This window comes from Nakamurella lactea DSM 19367 (assembly GCF_000426645.1).
Lineage (GTDB): Bacteria > Actinomycetota > Actinomycetes > Mycobacteriales > Nakamurellaceae > Nakamurella > Nakamurella lactea.
In genome coordinates, this window is sequence record NZ_AUFT01000011.1 from 14679 (window position 1) to 32930 (window position 18252).

Annotated in this window: 16 protein-coding genes; 4 read left to right on the forward strand and 12 right to left on the reverse strand. The window is 67.8% G+C overall.

Translation table 11 applies throughout. From position 1 onward, the window contains the following. Positions 1–47: 47 nt before the first annotated feature. Together K340_RS0112025 and K340_RS35865 are read right to left on the reverse strand one after the other, a co-directional pair. A complete protein-coding gene (locus tag K340_RS0112025; RefSeq protein ID WP_029136885.1) occupies positions 48–422 on the reverse strand; it encodes a hypothetical protein in 375 nt (124 codons plus the stop codon). A gap of 305 nt (positions 423–727) precedes the next feature. Continuing rightward, a complete protein-coding gene (locus K340_RS35865; protein WP_154674216.1) occupies positions 728–1489 on the reverse strand; it encodes a hypothetical protein in 762 nt (253 codons plus the stop codon). 742 nt (positions 1490–2231) lie between these two features. Between K340_RS35865 and K340_RS0112030 the strand changes: the two genes are divergently transcribed. Together K340_RS0112030 and K340_RS0112035 are read left to right on the forward strand one after the other, a co-directional pair. Continuing rightward, positions 2232–2660 carry a hypothetical protein gene (locus tag K340_RS0112030; RefSeq protein WP_037364400.1) on the forward strand — a complete coding sequence of 143 codons (429 nt, stop codon included), beginning with the start codon at positions 2232–2234 and terminating at the stop codon, positions 2658–2660. Positions 2661–2669: 9 nt separating this feature from the next. Further along, on the forward strand, positions 2670–3062 hold the full coding sequence (locus K340_RS0112035; RefSeq protein ID WP_154674217.1) for a hypothetical protein: 393 nt from the start codon (positions 2670–2672) through the stop codon (positions 3060–3062). Positions 3063–3222: 160 nt separating this feature from the next. Here the strand turns inward: K340_RS0112035 and istB are convergent, their stop codons facing one another. The 10 genes from istB to K340_RS0112090 form a co-directional block, all read right to left on the reverse strand. Then, the gene (gene istB, locus K340_RS0112040) at positions 3223–4035 is read right to left on the reverse strand and encodes an IS21-like element helper ATPase IstB (protein WP_029136888.1); all 813 of its coding nucleotides are present in this window, start codon (positions 4033–4035) and stop codon (positions 3223–3225) included. Next, on the reverse strand, positions 4035–5711 hold the full coding sequence (gene istA, locus K340_RS0112045; RefSeq protein ID WP_029136889.1) for an IS21 family transposase: 1677 nt from the start codon (positions 5709–5711) through the stop codon (positions 4035–4037). The genes istB and istA overlap by 1 nt, the downstream gene beginning before the upstream one ends. A 244-nt stretch (positions 5712–5955) precedes the next feature. After that, positions 5956–7401, reverse strand: coding sequence for a C40 family peptidase (locus K340_RS34255; protein WP_029136890.1), 1446 nt, complete (start codon positions 7399–7401; stop codon positions 5956–5958). Beyond that, positions 7398–8012, reverse strand: a complete 615-nt coding sequence (locus K340_RS0112055; protein ID WP_029136891.1) for a hypothetical protein — start codon at positions 8010–8012, stop codon at positions 7398–7400. Before K340_RS0112055 ends, K340_RS34255 begins: the two co-directional genes overlap by 4 nt. 245 nt (positions 8013–8257) lie before the next feature. Next, entirely contained in the window at positions 8258–9802 is a 1545-nt protein-coding gene (locus K340_RS0112065) for a YbaK/EbsC family protein (RefSeq protein ID WP_211229397.1), read from the reverse strand. Between the two features lie 124 nt (positions 9803–9926). Beyond that, positions 9927–11468 (reverse strand): SCO6880 family protein, encoded by a 1542-nt coding sequence (locus tag K340_RS0112070; protein ID WP_154674219.1) that lies wholly within the window; start codon positions 11466–11468, stop codon positions 9927–9929. After that, positions 11465–14680 carry a hypothetical protein gene (locus K340_RS0112075; protein ID WP_154674220.1) on the reverse strand — a complete coding sequence of 1072 codons (3216 nt, stop codon included), beginning with the start codon at positions 14678–14680 and terminating at the stop codon, positions 11465–11467. Before K340_RS0112075 ends, K340_RS0112070 begins: the two co-directional genes overlap by 4 nt. A 4-nt stretch (positions 14681–14684) precedes the next feature. Further along, positions 14685–15515: a hypothetical protein gene (locus K340_RS0112080; RefSeq protein ID WP_154674221.1), complete on the reverse strand. Its 831-nt coding sequence runs from the start codon at positions 15513–15515 to the stop codon at positions 14685–14687. Between the two features lie 81 nt (positions 15516–15596). After that, a complete protein-coding gene (locus K340_RS0112085; RefSeq protein WP_029136897.1) occupies positions 15597–15974 on the reverse strand; it encodes a hypothetical protein in 378 nt (125 codons plus the stop codon). After that, positions 15971–16933: a hypothetical protein gene (locus K340_RS0112090; protein ID WP_154674222.1), complete on the reverse strand. Its 963-nt coding sequence runs from the start codon at positions 16931–16933 to the stop codon at positions 15971–15973. Before K340_RS0112090 ends, K340_RS0112085 begins: the two co-directional genes overlap by 4 nt. A 505-nt stretch (positions 16934–17438) precedes the next feature. On the opposite strand from K340_RS0112090, the gene K340_RS0112095 reads away from it, so the two are divergent. Both K340_RS0112095 and K340_RS0112100 read left to right on the forward strand, forming a co-directional pair. Next, positions 17439–17657, forward strand: coding sequence for a hypothetical protein (locus tag K340_RS0112095; RefSeq protein ID WP_029136899.1), 219 nt, complete (start codon positions 17439–17441; stop codon positions 17655–17657). A gap of 33 nt (positions 17658–17690) precedes the next feature. Then, entirely contained in the window at positions 17691–18167 is a 477-nt protein-coding gene (locus K340_RS0112100; RefSeq protein WP_029136900.1) for a hypothetical protein, read from the forward strand. The last annotated feature ends 85 nt before the right edge of the window (positions 18168–18252 follow it).

Consider the following 18252-nt stretch of genomic DNA (forward strand, 5'->3'; position numbering starts at 1 on the left):
CGCGCTGGCTGCACTGTCTCGGATGGTGGTGATTCCGGCGGAATCAGCTACCAGTCCAGTGACCCGGCCCGCAGCTTGCGTAGCTCCTTGCGCTGCTCGGCGAGATCCAGGTCGGCCAGCGCCTGCCGGGTGTAAGCCAGTTCCCGCACAGGGTCGCAGACTCCTGCGTATCCGTCCGGTTCGGGCCAGTACGCGACCGCCGAGCCGGGTGCAGGCGACGCCCACCGCGGCTGCACGGGTAGCCGGGCGGCTTGTTCGCGCAGCTGTTGTTCGGCGCGGACCTGCCGGTAGTACAGGTCAGCGCGGGTTGCCTGGGTTTCGTACTTGGCTCGGTCCCCCGCGATCGCCAGGGCGCCGATCAGCGCGATGATCCCGAACACCACCAGGACCACGATGACGCCGGGCAGATCACTGCCGCTCATCTCGGTCTCCCTTCCCGCGTTGGTGCGGGCTGTGAGCGCACCGTATCGGCGGGGTACGACAATCGGCGGTTAAGCTGGAGGACGATCGATCATCTGAACCTCAGCCCGCTGAGTGACGTGGGTCGATCTGTGTGCCAGAACGGCGAAAACGCAATCGCTACGCTGCGGTGCCTCATGCCACGGCGATAACCGCATCGATCACGGAATCTGGAGTACGGGCTTTCCGGTATCACGCCCAATTGTCGCGGCAAAGTTCCTGGAAATAAGGTGGGTGGCGCTTTGGGATCTGACAGTCGTAGCGAAGTTCAGTTTCCGACCGGGCTGCACATGACGCGCGCAGATGCCCAAATGACCGGTGTACCAGGTACTCCCGCTGGGGTGTCGCAGCGCAGCAGGTCCGGCGACTGGACGTCGTTATACGACGTCGTGTCGAGCGACACCGGATCCAAGTATGCCTCAATGAGGTATCCGTCTGGTTTGGCTGCAGCTTCGGCGATCACAGGTGCGAGGTTTTCGGGCACTCCCCAGCGCAGTTGCCAGGTAGGCGACTCGATAACGATGGCCTCGCTCGATGAGCCTGGGGACACGGTTCCATCCTCCCAACTGATCATGAGGACATCAGCCGAGCAGCCTCCACGCTCAAGTTGTGCATATGGGTGGTACTGGAAGAGTTCACCTTTCAGGGCTCCATCGGCTGTACAGATCTCCGACCCCTTCTTCCACAGTGCCTTAACAACGAGCTGCGGTAGTTCGTCGCCAGGTAGGTTCCGCTGTTCGTCGGTGTTGGTGAGGGTTGCCGTCCCGCCGAAATGCTGCTTGGAGACATCGGCCGTACCTGGACGCGCGTCGGCCAGCGAAGTCGAGGGGCCGCCGGTCATCGAAACAGCAAACTTCAAGTCGAACGTGTAGCCGCTTTGCATTGTGAGGGCAGCGACGTTGCCCATCACGACGGGCGGAGCAGCGACACGCATCGCCTGTCCAGTTGAAGTCCCGTTTGAACAACCCGTCAGGACCACCACTGCTGCAACTGCTACAGCCAGCGCGACGACCCGCCCCACACCGTCCACTATCGCTCCTAATCCAAACTGAAGGTGACCCGGGTGATTGGACCACAACGGAGGCGATTGGATGGGTTTCGGGCACTGAAGTGACTCTGTCAACTCGATCTGGCCCCAGGGTGACGAGTTGATCTGGCCCCGGTGGTGGATCGTCTATCCAGACGCCCGAGTGCTGCCGGGCAGACACTCGTCGGCAGACGGCCTGCAATGCTCGATGGCTTGTTCGTCAGTTGTTGATTGAGCTACGCCGGTCCGTGACCCCGACTGCTCGACGGCCGACTCTTTTGCTCCGCCCACTTGCCGCAGAAAGTGGGGCACAGAGCACTCCGCGGTGCGGTGTTCGACTACGGAAAGTGGTCGAATCAGCTTCTGGCCCATCGATGGTGCGTATGCGAGTGATAGGCGGTATGCGTGTTGTCTCCGTCACACTTCGCGCTGTAGATTTCGTTCAGGCGGGGCAACTCATGTAAAGGGGGCGAGTCAGACCATTCGAGCGGTGACTGGCGCCGATGCCCACGGCAACTCATTCCGCGGCCGTCACCGAACCTGAAGTGCCCGAGCGCGCAGCGCACGAGCTGCACTCGGCGGGACAGAAGGGAACGGCTGCATGGAAAGAAGACGCGGTTCCACAGGTGTAACTGCACAACCAGCGGGGGAGGTTCGCATGACGCGGCGGCGACCACGCAGACTCGGGCGCCGCGGGAGCGTCGTCGGCTTGATCGTCTTACTGCTGTTCGGGTTGGGAACGGGTGTGGCAGCTGCACACAACCCTCATCAGATCGCTCTGGTCTACGAAAGTGAACTGCCGTGCACTGAACTCCGCTCGGAGATCGGTCACGAGGACGGGCAATCCAACATCTACCTTCGAGGCGACGTACAGGCATTGCGAGACAACGCATTCGGCGCGAACTGCACTGTCGACTGGACACGTCCGATCAACTACATCAGAGTCGCGTACGTCCTGCAGAAGCAGAACATCAGCAACCCGTCGTCGTACTCGAACTGCATCACGTACAACTACGTGTACAGCCCCGTGCAGACCGACAACTACCGCATCTCGAACTTCGCCGGCGTCAGACCGTGCGGCGCAGGGTCGTACCGGACCCTGACCATCGGTGCGATCCGAAACGGCAACTCTTGGTACGGCGGCGACCTCTCATCCACGAACCACCTATTCTGATCGGGGACGATGAACATGCAGATACGTGCTCTACACCTAGTAGTTGCCGGCGTCGTGATCGGCCTCGGCCTGTCTGGAGGCGTTGCGGTAGCCATGGCCAGCTCTACAGGTTCAGACGACTACGTGAACGAAGACGGCACCGTGGACATGAGCAAGATCCCGGACACGATGACCATGGTCGACGCCAACGGCGACATCGTCGTCGACAAGAACGGCAACCCAGTCCTCTTGGACGCGCGCCGGCTGCTTGACCCCACAGCGGATGATCCGTTCAAGGATCGCTACCCGCAGGGGAAGGCGCTGACGCAGGTCGGCCCCGACGGGAAACGGGAGGTCGTGGGCCAAGAAGGTGTCCCGATCCCGCAAGCCGACCTCATCGAGGAATACGGCGTAACGAAGTAGCACCTCGCGCGCCGACACACCCAGCAACGCAGCGGTGGGCCTGCCAACAGCAAGGCCCCACCGCTGCGTTTTGTGGGGATCGGCAAGCTTCAGTGCGTAGGTCAAGGTTCGTGAAGCCTCTTCGAAGTGGTTGAGCTAAGGGCTATCGGACTGGAATCAGTTATGGCGTAGCCGCTTTGGTGTGTGCGAGGCGGTAGGAGTGGGTGCCGGTTTCGATGATGGTGCCGTGGTAGGTGAGGCGGTCGACGATGGCGGCGCAGAGGCGGGGATCGGTGAAGGTGTCGGTCCACCCAGAGAACGACTGATTCGACGCGATGGCGATCGAGTTCTTCTCTTCGCGTTCGGTCAACACCTGGAACAGCAGTTCGGCGCCGCGACGGTCCAGTTCCATGTAGCCGAGTTCGTCGATCATGAGCAGGTCGACGCGGCCGTACCGGGCGATGGTCTTGGCGAGTTGCTTATCGTCGGCGGCTTCGACGAGCTCGTTGACCAGTTTCGTGGCCAGGGTGTAGCGGACCCGGTAGCCTTGTTCCGCGGCCGCAGTGCCGAGGGCGATGAGCAGGTGTGATTTGCCGGTTCCGGAGTCGCCGATCAGACACAGCGGGTCGCCTTTGCGGATCCAGTCGCCCTTGGCGAGTTCGTGCACGGTGGCGGGGTTGATGGCCTCGTTGGCGTCGAAGTCGAAGTCGCCGAGCCATTTGTCGCGGGGGAACCCAGCTGCTTTGACCCGGCGAATGCTGGAACGGCGGTCCCGGTCGTCGACCTCGGCCAGCAGCAGTTCGGCCAGGAACCCCTGGTAGGTCAGCTGCTCCTTCGTCGCCACGGTCAGCGCTTCGCCGACCAGTGCCCGGATGGTGGGCAGGCGTAGTCGCCGGCAGGCCTGATCAACGGCCGCGATCGCGGCCTCCTCGGTCAGCCCACGCCGGCGCCGCAGCGTCGGGGTGATCGAGGTTGCGGGTGCGCTGGGGCTCATCAGCTGGTGCTCGCTTTCACTTGTACTTCGGTGCGTCGCCGTGGGAGTAGCTCGTCGTATGCGGCCACGGACGGGATGGGCCTGGTGTCCGGTGGGAGACCGGCGATCACCGCGGCCGGGTCGGTCAGCCGGCGTTGGGTGAGGCTGACAACCCGCTGCTCACGTACGGCGCCGTGTTCAGCAGGATGACGGTCCAGGCCGGCCCCACCACCATCGCCGGTTGTTGCCGTGGCGTGGCGGCGGGCCTCGACGGCGACCACGTCGGCGGTGACCGCCCCCACGGACAGTGCCGCGGTGATCCCGGCCGTCACTTGATCGGCGGTCATCGACCGGTGCAGCAGCAATACGTCGACCAGCTCGCGGGTGCCCTCGGTATCGCCGTTGACTTTCCGGGACGCGGCCCAGAACGCCTCGTGCTCAGAGGTGAACACGCCGGCCGAGCGAGCCTGGGCCAACGCGGTCGACCCGGGCAACGCACCGGGTTTGTACCGCAACACCTCCAGGTAGTGATCCAGGACCAGCTGACAGCCCGCGCGAGCAGCGATCCGCGGATGGACGGCCACCACCCTTCGCCCATCGAATACCACCACCTCCGAGGCCCGCAACGAGACCCGGACCCGGTGGCCGATCAGTCGGGCGGGCACGGAGTAGCGGACCATCCGCACCGTGACCATCGACGAGCGATCCACCCGCGGATGCAGCACCAGACCGGGGTCGAACGCCTCGACCGGCAGCGGCCGCAACAGGAGCTGCTCGGCGGCGAAATCGTCGCCGATCCTGTTCAGGTGCCCGGTGATCCGCCGCTGCTCGTCGGCGGCCTCCCAGACTTTGATCTGCTCGTTCAGCTCATCCAGGGTGTCGACCTGAGGCATCGGGGTGAGGTGGTTGCGGCGGAACCAGCCGACAGCGCCCTCCACGCCGCCCTTTTCGTGCGCGCCGGTGATGCCGGGCTGGCAGTAGAACGGGTCGAACCCGTAGTGCGAACGGAACAGCACCCATCGGGCGTTCTCATCCCGCTGGCGGTCCCGCCCGTGCAACACCGCCGCGACCGCGGCGGTGAGGTTGTCGTACTTGATGTGCTTGGTCGGGACACCGCCGATGGCCTCGAACGCCTCGATATGCCCTTCCAGGAACGCTTCCTGACCCTGGGTCGGGTACACCCGATGGATCGCCTTACCCGAATGGGACAGCCAGAACACGAACATGTGACACTTCGTCTTCACGCCACCCAACATCACGTAGACCTCGCCGAAGTCGACCTCGGCCTCCTGACCGGGTGCGTGGTCCTGGGCGATGAACACGTCCTCGACCCTCCGGCCTGCTTCCAGATCGATCTGGGCGCGGCGGATCCGTACGTAGTCGCGGACTGTTGAATACGACAGGTCCGTCGCGGCGTGTTCGTCGATCAGCCGGGCCAAGATCCTCGTCGCGGTATGCCGTTGCTTGCGTGGCGCGTCCAGATCCGCCCGCAGCATCCCGTCGATCGCATCTTTGAAAGGATCCAACCTGGGTGCCGACCTGGTCGGCGGTTTCCGGGCCGGCGGCGTCGCCGACGCCAGCGCTTGTCGCACCGTTCGGCGGTGCACGCCATGGCGAGTTGCCAGCGCCCGGATCGAAAGCTCCTCGACCCGGGCGTCCCGACGAATCGCAGCGAACAGCTCCACCCGAGATCCCATCCCGGCCACCGACAACCACGTTGAGTCAGTCATGAGACCAAGGTTCAAGTGGGGCCAGATCAAACCGTCACAACCACCCCGGCGCGTCGCCCGTGGGGCCAGATCAGACCGTCACGGTGGGGCCACCCCAACCTGTCACAGTCACTGAAGTGACCGTCGCTGTCAGTTGGCCATCGAGGCACCCTCGACTCGGTGACCAGTCCTCCACGCTCCGCCCTACGGCGTACACCATCGGCGAGTTCGTTCACGCTCTCGCGGTGCCCCACCAGCGGTAAACCACGTCGTCGACGTCGGTGCGGTGCACGGTGGAGATCTTGACAACGTCGCCGGTGTGCGGCGCTTCGATCTGCAGTCTCTGCCCGTCGATGGTGCCCAGGTACACGGAGATGTGCCCGGGGTAGCCGATCAGATCGCCGGGCAGCGCCTGCGACCACGGGATCGCTTTCGCCCGGTCCCGCTGCGCGGCCGAGTTGCCGGGGATCGAGTAGTCCCCGACTGCCATCATGTAGGCGGTCAGCCCGGAGCAGTCGAAGCCGGTCAGCGGCAGGCAGGAGGCCCGCCGGCAGCCGTTGTCGGGGCCGGCCGGTCCGCCGCCGCCCCACACGTACGGCGTGCCGAGGTAGGCCATGCCGGCGGCAATTGCCTTGGCCACGCCCGCGTTCGGCGCGGCGATGGTGGTGCCGCCGTAGTCGCGGCCCTGGTAGACGGCGTTCGGGTGGACAGGGATGGTGACGGTCGATCCGTCGAACACCACCTGACCAGTCGTTGTCCCGCCGCCTTTGCCGGTGGCGCCATCGGGTGGTGCGCAGGTGGACCCTGCGGTGCCGCCGACCTGATTCGCCGCGGGCACCACTGTGTCGTTGCCGCCGGTGCTGGCAGTGAGCGTCGTTGGGCCGGGGATCGCGTTCTGGTCGGGCGCCCATTGGTAGATCAAGTCGTCGCCGGTTTCGCCGCGGTACCCGGTGCGGGCATCCAGCGCCGCCAGCGCGGTCGGCGGAAAGCCGGACACGATGCCGTCGAAGCCGGCTGGGACACCCCGCTGGTAGCCGTTCCAGCCGTGCGCCGGGCCGTCGCGGTCCCCACCGAAGGACACCCAGGGGCCGGGACCGGCCTCGATCGCGGCCGCGATGATCGACTTGTGCGTGCGGGGATTGGTGACCAGCACCAGGCGAGGCCGGACGGCGAACCAGTCGAACTGGGACTGGTCGATGTCGCGGGCGTGGCCGTTGAAGTCCCACGCCGCGTACTCCCACAGCATGGTGACGTAGTAGTCCCGATAGGCCGCGCCGAGCGCGGCGTGGGCGGCCCAGGTGACGCCCATCCCGGTAGAGGGAACCCGGCCCAGGTCGTCGACCGGTTCTTCACGGCCCGTTTTGCCGTGCCGGGTCGGCAGCGGGTACGGCATCTCCTGCCGGCCGCCCGACGCCGCACCCACGGATGGCGCGGTGCTTGGCGTGCTGATGGCGGCGCCCGGAGCACGTAGAGCCTGCACAGTCGGCGGCGCTGCCGTGCCTGCCGCGGTGGTCGGGACGCTGCCGGCGTCCGCCGCGGTGGAGACCAGGTCCGGGCAGTGTGTCTTGGACGCGGCCGGGATCGGCTGCGGACTGGCGCCGAGCATGGTGACCAGAAGTAGCCCGGCGGTTGCCACCCCGATGAAAGCGCCACTCGCCTTGACAATCCCGATCCTCATCCGGCCAGCACCTGGACGTCGACCAGCCAGCGGCCGTCGCCGGCCCGCAGAACCCGGCGCTGGGTAGCGATCTCGTCGCTGTCGATGACCTGGCCGCCGGCGATTCGGTAGCGGGTGGCGTACAGCATGACGAATTTGCGGCGCGCGGTTTCTGGGCCTTGGTGGTTCAGCTCGGTGTCGACCGGCCCGCACAGGGTGCTGACGCCTTCGTCTTGGATCTGCGCCCAGGTCCCGTCGCCGATCGCTCGAGACTTGTCGTCGTCCCAGCCGGCCGCGGTGACCCAGCCCGCGACGTGGGCAATGTTCAGGTTCGCCGGGCCGTCGACCGGCATGTAACACCAGGCCGACAGATACTGCGCGGCAACGGCTTCCGGCCCGATGAAATCTGCTGTCTCGGGCGTCAGCCGTGGGAGTGGGTGGCCGGCCAGGGACCTGGCCGCGGTGCTGGCCGTTGCTGCAGGCTGCGGCACCGTTGCAGTGCTGGCCAGCGCAGTGGTCAGCTTCGTTCGGCTAGATGAACGACGCGACACCGCAACCACCGACAAGGTGGTGGGCGGCACCGACAGGGTGGCCAGGTGCTGCTCAATGTCCGAGCCGGCCGTGACCGTCACTGGCGTGCGGCCAGCGGGTCGCGACGCTGTAATCGACGAACTGTCCGCTGACGCGGTGATGGTGCTGCTGGCCGTCGTCGCGGTCGCGACGCTCGACGGAATACCGGTAGCGCTGGCTGCTGTGGGCGTGGCCGAGGGAGGCTCGCCGCCAACGGTTCCGGACGGGCTGTTCCCGCATGCGGCGACAGCGACCAGGACGAGTGCCGCACCAACGATTCGGATCGGGGACTGCCACGGATGCCGCATTAGCGAACCCCGTCGAACAGCACGTCATCCTCGACACCTGCGAGGGTGCGGTAGCTGTCGGACAACACCTGGTCGGTCTCGATCACGTCCCACTCGTCGCGGTACAGCGTCCGGCCCGTCACCGGATCGGTAGCCGGTTCGCCGGGCAGTTTCGGCGGCAACAGGTGATCGACCAGAAACGGTTCGCCGTCGACGACGTGGACGGCCCGGCCGCGCGGCAGGGTGGGCAGCTGCGCGGCGATCATGTCCGTCAGCGTCACCATCTCCAGGGTTCCGGCGATCGTGTCTGCCCGCTGCCGGTAGATGATCTTCGTGGCACAGTCGGCGATCAGATCCGCCGCCGCACGCCGCGCCTCTTCGCCGCCGAGTTGGGCGTCGGTGACCCGGTGGGACAGCAAGATGGTGCCAGCGCCCGAGCCGCGGGAGCGACGTTGGCCGCCATCCAAGCGGCGCAGCAGGGCGGCGAACCGCATCAGCCGCCACAGCTCGTCGTAGACGATCCACCACTGCTGCACCTGGTGCACGAACGCCAGCTCGATCACCGACTGGGTGCACGCCATCACCAGGGCGATGGCCGCGTCCGAGGTCTGCACTCGGGAGATGTCGACCACCGTCGCCGGTCGGCTCGGGTCGATCAAGTCTCCCTGGCCTTCCCCGTCGACCAGACCTTGCAGCGCACCCTCGGTGAGCTGGCGCAGCGACAATCCCAAGGGCCGCAACGTGTGCCGCAGCTCGTCCACGGGCATGCCGACGACATCAGCCATCCGCTGTGTGGGGTTGCGGAGCATGTCCACCACCGAGTGCAGGGTGATCGGCCGTAGCCGGTCCAGTTGGCCGGATGCCTCGTCGTAGCCGGTGGCCTCGGTCAGCGCCACCTCAATCCCGGTCTTCTCTTCCGGGGTCAGAGCTCGCTCGTCCTCCAGGATCGTGCGACCCAGGTTCTCCAGCAGCTCCTGCCAGTGCGTCCGCACCGTCAGCCACCAAATGCGCGGGTCCTGCCCCGGGGGTAGGGCGGGCATGGCTAGGGCATTGAGCCGCTCGGGCATCCCGGGGCCCAACCGCATCACCTTCCCGCCTACAGCCTCGGCGACCGGCACCCACTCGCCCCGCAGGTCCGCCGGCACCACGAACGGGCGGCCGAACCCACCGTGCCGCAACACCAACGACTTCGCCGCCGCCGACTTGCCGGAGCCGATCACTCCGGAAATGAAGATCCCGCAGTCGCCGACTCGCTGCAGCTTGCGGTGCTCCCACGGATCGATGTGCCACAACCCGCCGGACAGAATCTCCCGGCCGAAGATCGGCCCGCGGGCCGGCAACGGCCGGCCGGCCAGCCATGGATAGAGGCCACGGGTCGCCGCCGTCGATTCGATCTGCCGCGGAATGCGGATCTCCCAGGGGACCCGGCCTGGGTACTTTCCGGGCTGCCCGGCGAACAACGTTCCACCCCAACGGCCCCAGCGAGGCAGTCCCCTGGCCTCCCGAGCTTTCGGCTGCCCGGCGCGCTCCAGCTCCCGCAGCGCCTTACGGTCTGCGCGGGTCACGGCCTCCGACGCGGGGATCGGCGCGCTCACCACGCACTCCGCGTTCGCAGCGTCGCCGAGGTCGGCAGGTCGCGGTGCGACTCAGACATGCCAGCGGACGTCGGGTAGTGGTGCAGGTTGCGGTTCACAGCAGTCCTCGTCCCAGGGGCAGTGCCCCCATGTACAGAGCCTGTTCGGTCTCCATGTACCAGACGTGGCCCTCCATCGAGCAGGAGTTGATGGCGGCCTCGACGTCCGCCGAGATGAGTTCCAGTTCCTGCGCGCTGCGGGCCGTCGCGGTGACCAGGGTGACGATGCGGTAGTTGGCAAAGCCCTCGACGAGCTCGACCTCCCGGCGGTCCATGTCGGCCTCTTCGCGTTCCTTGGCCCGGCTCTTGCGGCGGCCCATCTTCCGGTCGATCTTGTTCGTGGCCTCCGTTGTCGATGCCTGCTCGGTGATCTGCCGTTGCGCCTGCCGCCGCTCCAGCGGCTGCAGCAGGATCGTCACCGAATGCCGCCACGGCACCTCCAGCAGCATCGGTTGCAGGAAGCCGACCGGAACCCCCGCGGTGGAGCGGGGGTATTCCTCGATCCACCAGGTGCGGGAAACGTGGTCCTCGTGCCAGACGTAAGAACGGGCCGGGACGACGCTCATCGGCTCCATCGACACCGGCGAAACACCGGACGCGAGACCCGCGTCGCCGCCCGCATCGTCACCGATGCCGCCGCCGCGGCGGGCGACCATGCCTTCGGCAGCCGGGTCCAGTGCCGACCGGACCACCGCGGCGATACCCCGCGGCGGGAGCCAGCCCAGCACCGTCACCCCCGATGCCTCCAGATCCTTCTGGATGCCGGCGGTCACCTTCAGCGCCAACGCGGCCTTACCCTCGTCGCCACCGCCGAACTCCTTCACCTGATTGCGAGCCCGCCGCGGATCGACCCGCACCGCAATCAGCGACTGGTGCGAGATGCCGCGCCCAGCTTCGGATTGCAGCAGCTGCTGATTCGCCGATCGGGAGAACCGGGCGCCGCGGCCGCCGCGACGCTGCCACTCCCGTGACGCTTCCTCGCCCAGGTCAGGGATGACCCGTTCCAGGCACTGGATGCCCACCACCGGGGAGCCGCGACGGGCCAGGCCATCCTGCAACCGCTGGAATCCCAGCGCATATGCGTTCGCCTCTCGAGAATCCAGCAGTGGGTAGGTCTTGCCCGTCACCTCCATCACCACTGTGACGGTGCCGTCGGACCGGTCGAAGACCACGCCACGTTCCTCGGCGTTGTCACCGATCAGGAAGCCGAAGAATTCCAGGTGCTTGAGGGTGCCGGGCAGCCGCGGCTGATCCCGCAGGGTCAGTGCGGTGTCCTTGCCGCTGCGCCGGTGCGGACCGCCGCGAAACTCGCGCTGCCGCAGCAGACGCAGCACGGCGTCGGCCAGTAATGCCGGGCCGACGTCGGCGACGCCGCGGCCGCGGATCCGCAGAAACCCCACCGGCGCGAGCGCCGCGGCGGTGATCAGCATCCACCATTGCGGCCCGCCCGGCAGGTTCCGCAGGAACAGCACCACGAACACTCCGGCGATCACCAGGAACACCAGCTGCGGCAGGGTGCGACCCATCACCAGCGCGGGATCCTTGCGGGCCGAGAACATGACCCGCATCTCCCGCGGCTTTTCATCTGTCGTCGTCACCGGTCTTGTCCTTCCTTATCCGGGCGCCGCTGCGGGCGGCGCTGGTTGTCTGGTTGTCCACGTTCGCCGTCCAGCCGCGGCGCCCAGGTGCCCAGGTCGCCACGCACCGGCGGGTCTGCCGGGTCCCTCTGGGCCAGGGTCGGCATCAGCCGCTCGTCACCCGGGAATCGACCGGCGGGAGCGGCCTCGGGGGTCGAACCCGCTGCCATGGATGGGGATGCTGTTTGCGGCCTAGCGGGCTGCGGTGCGTGAGGCGTTGCCGGTACGGGCTTGGCAGCGTCGGCAGGTCCACCGGGAGCTGGGCTGCTCGGCCGGCCCGCTGTGGAGGTGGCGGTCCCCCCGGCGTCCGGTTCGGGCCGCGTCGGCGGCAGGGCTGCCTCGGATTTGGTGGACGTTCGCCCGCCATCCGTTCCATCTCCGGACGTCGCCGCGTGCCGGGGAGGTAGCGGGGCAGGGACGTGCGGCGCCTGCGCACCCGCCGGGCCGACCGTCCGTCCCTGCCCGCCAGCAGACCCGCGAGTCGCTCCACCGGTGAATCCGCCGGAATCACCCGGACGTTCGCGCCCACCGCTCGCGGCGTCGGTCGGCGGCTTCCGGAATGCGTCTGCTTCGGCCGGCCCACCGCCGATTGCGGACCCGGCAGCCGCAGTGGCCGATGCGGGGAGCGCCGTCACCGGTTCCCCGATGGGCCTGCCCCCGCCACCCGAACCGCCGCGTTCCGCCGCACCGCCACCTGGTGCCCCGGACGGGACGTCCACGTCCGGTCCCGGTAGATCCATCTGCGCCGAACCCGGTTCGGGTGATGCCCAGCCGGTTCGCTCGCCTCCGTCGGTGCTTCCTGCGTTCCCCGTCCCAGCGGCCGCATGGCCCGTCGACTTGTTCTCGCCGCCGGACGCGCCCCCACCGCCTTGTCCGCTGCCGCCGGTGCCCGCAGCTCCCCCGCTGCCGACGGGTGTGGGTGGGCCGGTGGGCGCTTTACGCACCGAGCCGGCGCCGCCCCCAGGGCCCCCCAACCCGGAGGAGTCGTTGGAGATCATCCGGCCGAGCATCGCTGCGCGGGATGCCCCACCGACCGCTGCATGCCCCATCCGCCGCGCCACTCGGCTGCCGGCGTCGATGTCCTGCATGGCGCCGCCGAGGCGCTGCAGGATGCCCATGCTCGCCGCCGCTGCCGACGGAAACCAGCGTGCGACCAGACCCGGTGCCAGCGCGGCGATCACGAACATCGTCGTGACCGTGATCAGGCCCTGCATGCCCTCTTCCATCGAGTTCAGCTCGGCCATCTTGCCGATCAGCGCGATGATCGGGCGCAGCAGCAGGATCGTCCACAGCAGGCCCCAACCGATGCCGGCCCAGCTGCGGGCCTTCTCCGAGCCGGCGGTCCCGGCGTACTGGAGCAAGAACACGCACAGCACGAACGGAATGAACTGCGAGGTCAGATACACCACGACCTTGACGATCAGTGCGCAGATCGCGCCGACCAGGCAGACCAGGGCGACGACCAACCATTGCAGGAAGCCGGCGCGGGCGCCGATTGTCATCGCGATCCGCGTTGCCGTCTCCCCGAGCGTGCCCAGCGACGCGGCCGGGCCGCCGGTGTCCGAACCGGCGATCGCGGTGGCGACCAGGTCGGAGGCGGTGAACGCCAGGGTAAGTAGCGTTGCGCCGCAACCCATCGCGATGCCCCAGCGCAACAGTCCCAGCGACGACGGGATGATCTGGCCGACCTTGCCCGTGAACAGTGCCCAGGACAGGGCCAGCAAGAACAGGATCATCATCAGGACCCCGGACAGACCGGCAATGCGACCCAGCACGTGCATTGTGGGTTGCGTCATCTGTGGATACGCCGTGTGAGTAGCCGCATCCTGGACCAGCGACGCCGAGAACGCCATCGCCTTCGCAGCCATCTGTGCGGCGCACTTGTCGGGTTCGCTGCCGCAAGCCACGACCCCCCACATCTTCTTCCACGCTTCCGGGCCGCCGGCCAGGCTGATCACCACGACACCGGCGGCGACCAGCGCGCCCAGGAGGCCGCCGGTCATGAAGCCGCCGGCGACCAGGACGACCGCGATCCCGGCGACCAGGATGTTGCCGAGGATGTTGGCCCACTTGAGCCCGTTGGCCATCTTCTTCCCGGCGAACATCAGCCCGTACCAGGTGTCCAGCGGCGCCTGAGAACCCTGCTGGGTCAGCAGCTTCTGCGCCTCGACCTTCAGCGGCGAACCGTCGGCGGGGGTACCCACACCAGGCCGGCCCAGGTGCATGGCCAACTGGTTCTGCCGCAGGATGGTGTTCGCATTCCAGATACGGCAGTTCTCCACCGCCGCTTCCTTCCCAGCAGCCGCGGTCGCCGGGCAGTGCAGGAACGTCGCAGTCATGCACAGCGGGTTTCCCTCGCTGCAGTAGTCGCGGAAGTCCAGCGGTGAGTAATCCCACCGCGACATCGGGTTCCGGTCCGACCAGTACGCGGACGGCGGCTCCAGGTCGTAGCCGTTCGGGTCCAGCCCGGCGGCTCCTTGTTTGGCGATCGCCGCGGTGAAGTAGCTGATCGATCCCTCGTCCGGAGCCGGGTAGAAAGCGAACCCGAACGGCGCGTTCTCGTCGGCCTTGCCGTACGGCGCATAGTCCTTCGCGCAAGGCTCCTGATGGCCAGGCCGGCCCATCCGGGCCGGCGCAATCCGCGCGCCAGCGCTGGCGTAGATCGGGGAGCCATTTCGTTCCCCGTCGAGCTGGGCAATCGAGTCGCCCTCACCCGGCGCGGGAGTGTCGGGGGCGTACGGGCCGAGCACGCTGCTATCGGCAGGCCAGTCCCACGGCGTTGTCGGCACCGGATGGTCCGGATCGCCGTCCATGGTCAGCATCGGCTGCCCGGTCGCCTTGGAGGTCGCCGCCATAATGGTGCCGAAGTTGTGGGTGAAGTCGTCGACGTACCTGCCGACGCTCCCGCCGCCGAACCCCTTGCTGCAGGCAATCGCGTCTCGGCTGTCTGCGATGTTGGTGTAGGCGTCCTGAAACTCCTTGGTGCCCTGCACATACCGGTTCAAGGTCTTTGGAAACCTCGAGGCGTCGATCTCCGGCGCCGGCGTATCGGGCGCCGCCGGGTCCACCGCAGCTACGGCCGGTGGCGGGGTCGCTGCTGCCGTGCCCGGTGCCGCCAGGCCGGCCAGCAGACCCAGCGTCAGGCCGGTCACACTCAGCAACTGCCCCCGCATTCGATCACCGCCGCCACTGCTCGGCCGGCAGTGGAACAGCCGCCGGGACCTGCGCGGCGACGACCGGAATGCCGTCCGCCTGGTCGGCCATAGTCGCGACCTTCCAGTCGCCGTCATCCCATGCCATGCCGAACGTCTGCACCCGCAGCGTCATCGTCGGCGCGTCGTCGCCCCGGGCGGTGCTGAAGTCGACGAACTCGACAGCCACCGTGACCATGTCGGCGGTGGTCGGATCACCGTCCTGGAGTTTGGCGCCGAGCACCGCCAGGCCGCAGGAACACGGCCGGGCCGATGTCTTCGGCTTCGACGCGGACGGAGTCTGGCCGACCGGGGCGTTCGGATCCGCATAGCGCTTCACGCTGAATCTGGCCTGCAGCGCCTCTTTACCCTCCTGAGCCAGCGGAGTGGACGCCACCAGCACACCCAGCGCGGCCCATGGGTCTGGGTAGGTATAGCGCATCCAGTTCGTGGCGACCGATGCATTGATTGCGGCCAACAGCACCCCGTCGCTGCTGCGGGTGTAGCCGTGCGGCACCCCCGCGTCGGTGACCGCGGTCGGCCCGGACTTCGCCGACACCGCCGGCACTCGCCAGCCTTTGCCGTCATCCCGGGCGTCCGCGGGAGCCCCGAGCCCAGGTCCCCCCTTCCACGGCACTGTCGCCGAGTCCGCCGTCGGCTGCGCACCCGAGTCTGCGGTTCCGGCGGTGCCGCCGGCCGCGGTCGGTGCGCTCACCCGCCCGATGATGAACGCTCCGGCCAGTAACACCACGGCTGCGGCAGCAATGAGCGCGGTGCGGGGTCCGGCACCTCTCGGGGCTCGGTTCCAGTCAGACATTGCGATTCCCTCCCGACGGCAGTTCCACAGTGATCGCCACCCAGTGTTTCGGCGTTCAGCGAAGCGTGCTCACCGAACGGGTCAGGCGAACCAGTGGTAAATGGTTTCCACCCCGGGTGTGGCCATGGCGACCACCGCGCCGACTGTGAAACCGCCGATGATGCCGCCCATCCCTAAGCCCTTCGCGCCGTGGAAACCCAGGCGCGGCCCGAACACCGCCAGCAGCACGCCGAACAGGATGGCCAGCACGGCGATCACCAGCACGACCGCAGCGACCATGCCGCCGAGCGTGGTCAGCCCGTGAACGCCGGGCGCATCAAAATTCGGGCTGATGTCCGGGATGCTGATATGGCCACCGTTCGGGTTTGGATCCCCCGGAGTAGGGGTGACTGCGGCGCCTTGTCCTTCGGTCAGCCACGCCCCGATCCGGCCCATGGTCGCGGTGACGGTGATGCTCATCTGGTTCCCCTTTGAGTAGTTGGTGTTGCTGCGATACCTGCGGCCAGCCGGGTGATTCCGTGACCGACGTGCCGCCGATGCACGTATGCGGTGCGATCCCGTAGGCCGCGCACATGGTCGATGCGGACCACGCCCGCCGCCGCGTCGGTGGTGGCGGCGACCGCCGCGGCGACCGCCGGTGTCCACTCGGACGCTTGCCCGCAGGCCGCGATGACCACGCGTTGCCGCGGATCGATCCGGTGTCCGAGACGCAGCACTTCGGCCACGTCGCGCAGTTCCACCGCCGAGAACCGGCACACCACGACGACCAGGTCAGGCGCCGACGAACGGCGGCGGGCTGCGTTCCCCGGCGGGTCATCACCTATCTCATCGCCCGGTGACAACTGTCCGACCAGCTCGCCTGCCTGGCTGTCGGTACCGTGCCCCAGACCGTGAATGACGAGTGGCCAGGACCGGGACGCAGCCCGGCCCACCTCTCGTACATCCGAGTGCAGCGGCCGCTGCGGCGGGAGCAGCTGCCCGGAAGGCCGCCCATCCCGTACCACCAGAACCGACCGAGCACCGGCGGCGGCTCGCACCGCATCGAACTCCTTGGTCAGCTGCTGATCGCCCCGGCCCAGAAAGTCCGACCACTGTGCCCGGGCGATCAACTCGGCAGGATCGATCCTGTCGGCCAGACCTGGCCGCCAACCTCCCGCAGCGTCCAGCAGCACGCCGGGAACGCCGCGGGCCGACCACGCCTGCCAGAGCAATGCCGCGACCGTGGATGCGCCAGTGCCACCGCTCAGCGAGCCCACGGCTACCAGCCGGCCGCCCTCGGCAGCCGACAAACCGCCCGCCAGTAACCGGGACGTCTGCGCCTTCACCGCCGAACCCCGCGCCGACAACAGCTCCGCGACCGGATTGGGCAACGGCTCCGCGTAGGGCGCGGCCGCTACCGGCCGCACGGATGCACGCACCGGGGAACCTGCCATCGACCGCACCGGCACCGGCAATGCACCCCATCCGACGTTCGACGGTTGGGAAGCCGCATCGTGCAGGTTGCCCCCGGCGGCCCGACCTGGTGGGCGGGTCCCGCCTGCGGCGCGCTCGATCCCATCCATGCACCCACTTGGGTCACCGACCGACACGTAACCGCGAATCGACAATGCGGCCGCCGACGCAGCGACGGCAAGACAACACCGACACAACCCGGGCTGGCGCGCCCGCTCGACATGGGAACTTCGCCGCGGCAGCGGCGCACCATCACGTCCAGACACCCGCCCGGAGGCGGGGAAGTTTCTTCCCCGCGGGCCACCGATTGTCGGGCCGCGGGGAACCCGTCAACCCACGCTCCGCAGGCTCCGCTCTTCGGGGCTGACGGAACCCCCTCTCCGGCCCAACCTTCGGTTCTTCGCCAGCGGGAAAGAAAAACGGTCAGCAACGACCACCGCTGAACAGACCACCGACCCACGGAGGAGCGGCATGACCACCAGCAGCCAAGACCCGACAGCGTGCACCGTCCGGCAGGTGCCGGCCCTGGACCTACGTCTCGGAGACACCGTCATCGACCACGGCGTCCGCCACCAGATCGTCACCGCGCGCCTCGAGGGCGCCCACCCCTACGCCGTCATCGGCTACGCCGACAGCACCGAGCTCCACCACTACCCGGTCGGCCACCGACTCACCATCCTCGCCGACTGATTCCACCGGAATCACTTCAGAAGGAGCCCGCCCATGACCGACAGCCTGTTCGACCTCCTCCCCGAGACCATCGCCGCCCGCGAAGCCGAGCAGGCTGCCGCGGACCTACTCATCGAGGCCGAAGCTGTGTTCCGGCAATGGGTTCAGTACGGCGTGCTGCTGGCTGGCCCCGACGGCGCCACCCACGACGCGTGGGTCTGCCCGTATTGCGGCATCGGCGAAGCGTCCGCGTACATCCTGAGCCTGACCCACGGCGTCGACGTCCGGAACCTGCACAAGCTGCCAGACGGCAGCTGGCGCCACGGCATCCACGGTTGGGACGACGGCGAGCACCCGAACTACGGCCGCTGGTGCCCGTCCCTGCACGCCCACCATAACTTCCGCAACGGACACCCCCGGGATCTATCCACAATCCAGAAGATCTTCTGCGGCAACCCGGTCGGCTCGATCAAACTCTGGTTTCCGACCCGCGAAGCGGCACTCGCCGCACTGGCCGCAGCCAGGACGTGATTCCGGCGGAATCACTTCGACCGCCGATAGCTCGCCATCGAGCAGACCACCACCACTCGACGTCCACCGAAAGGCAGCCCCTCCC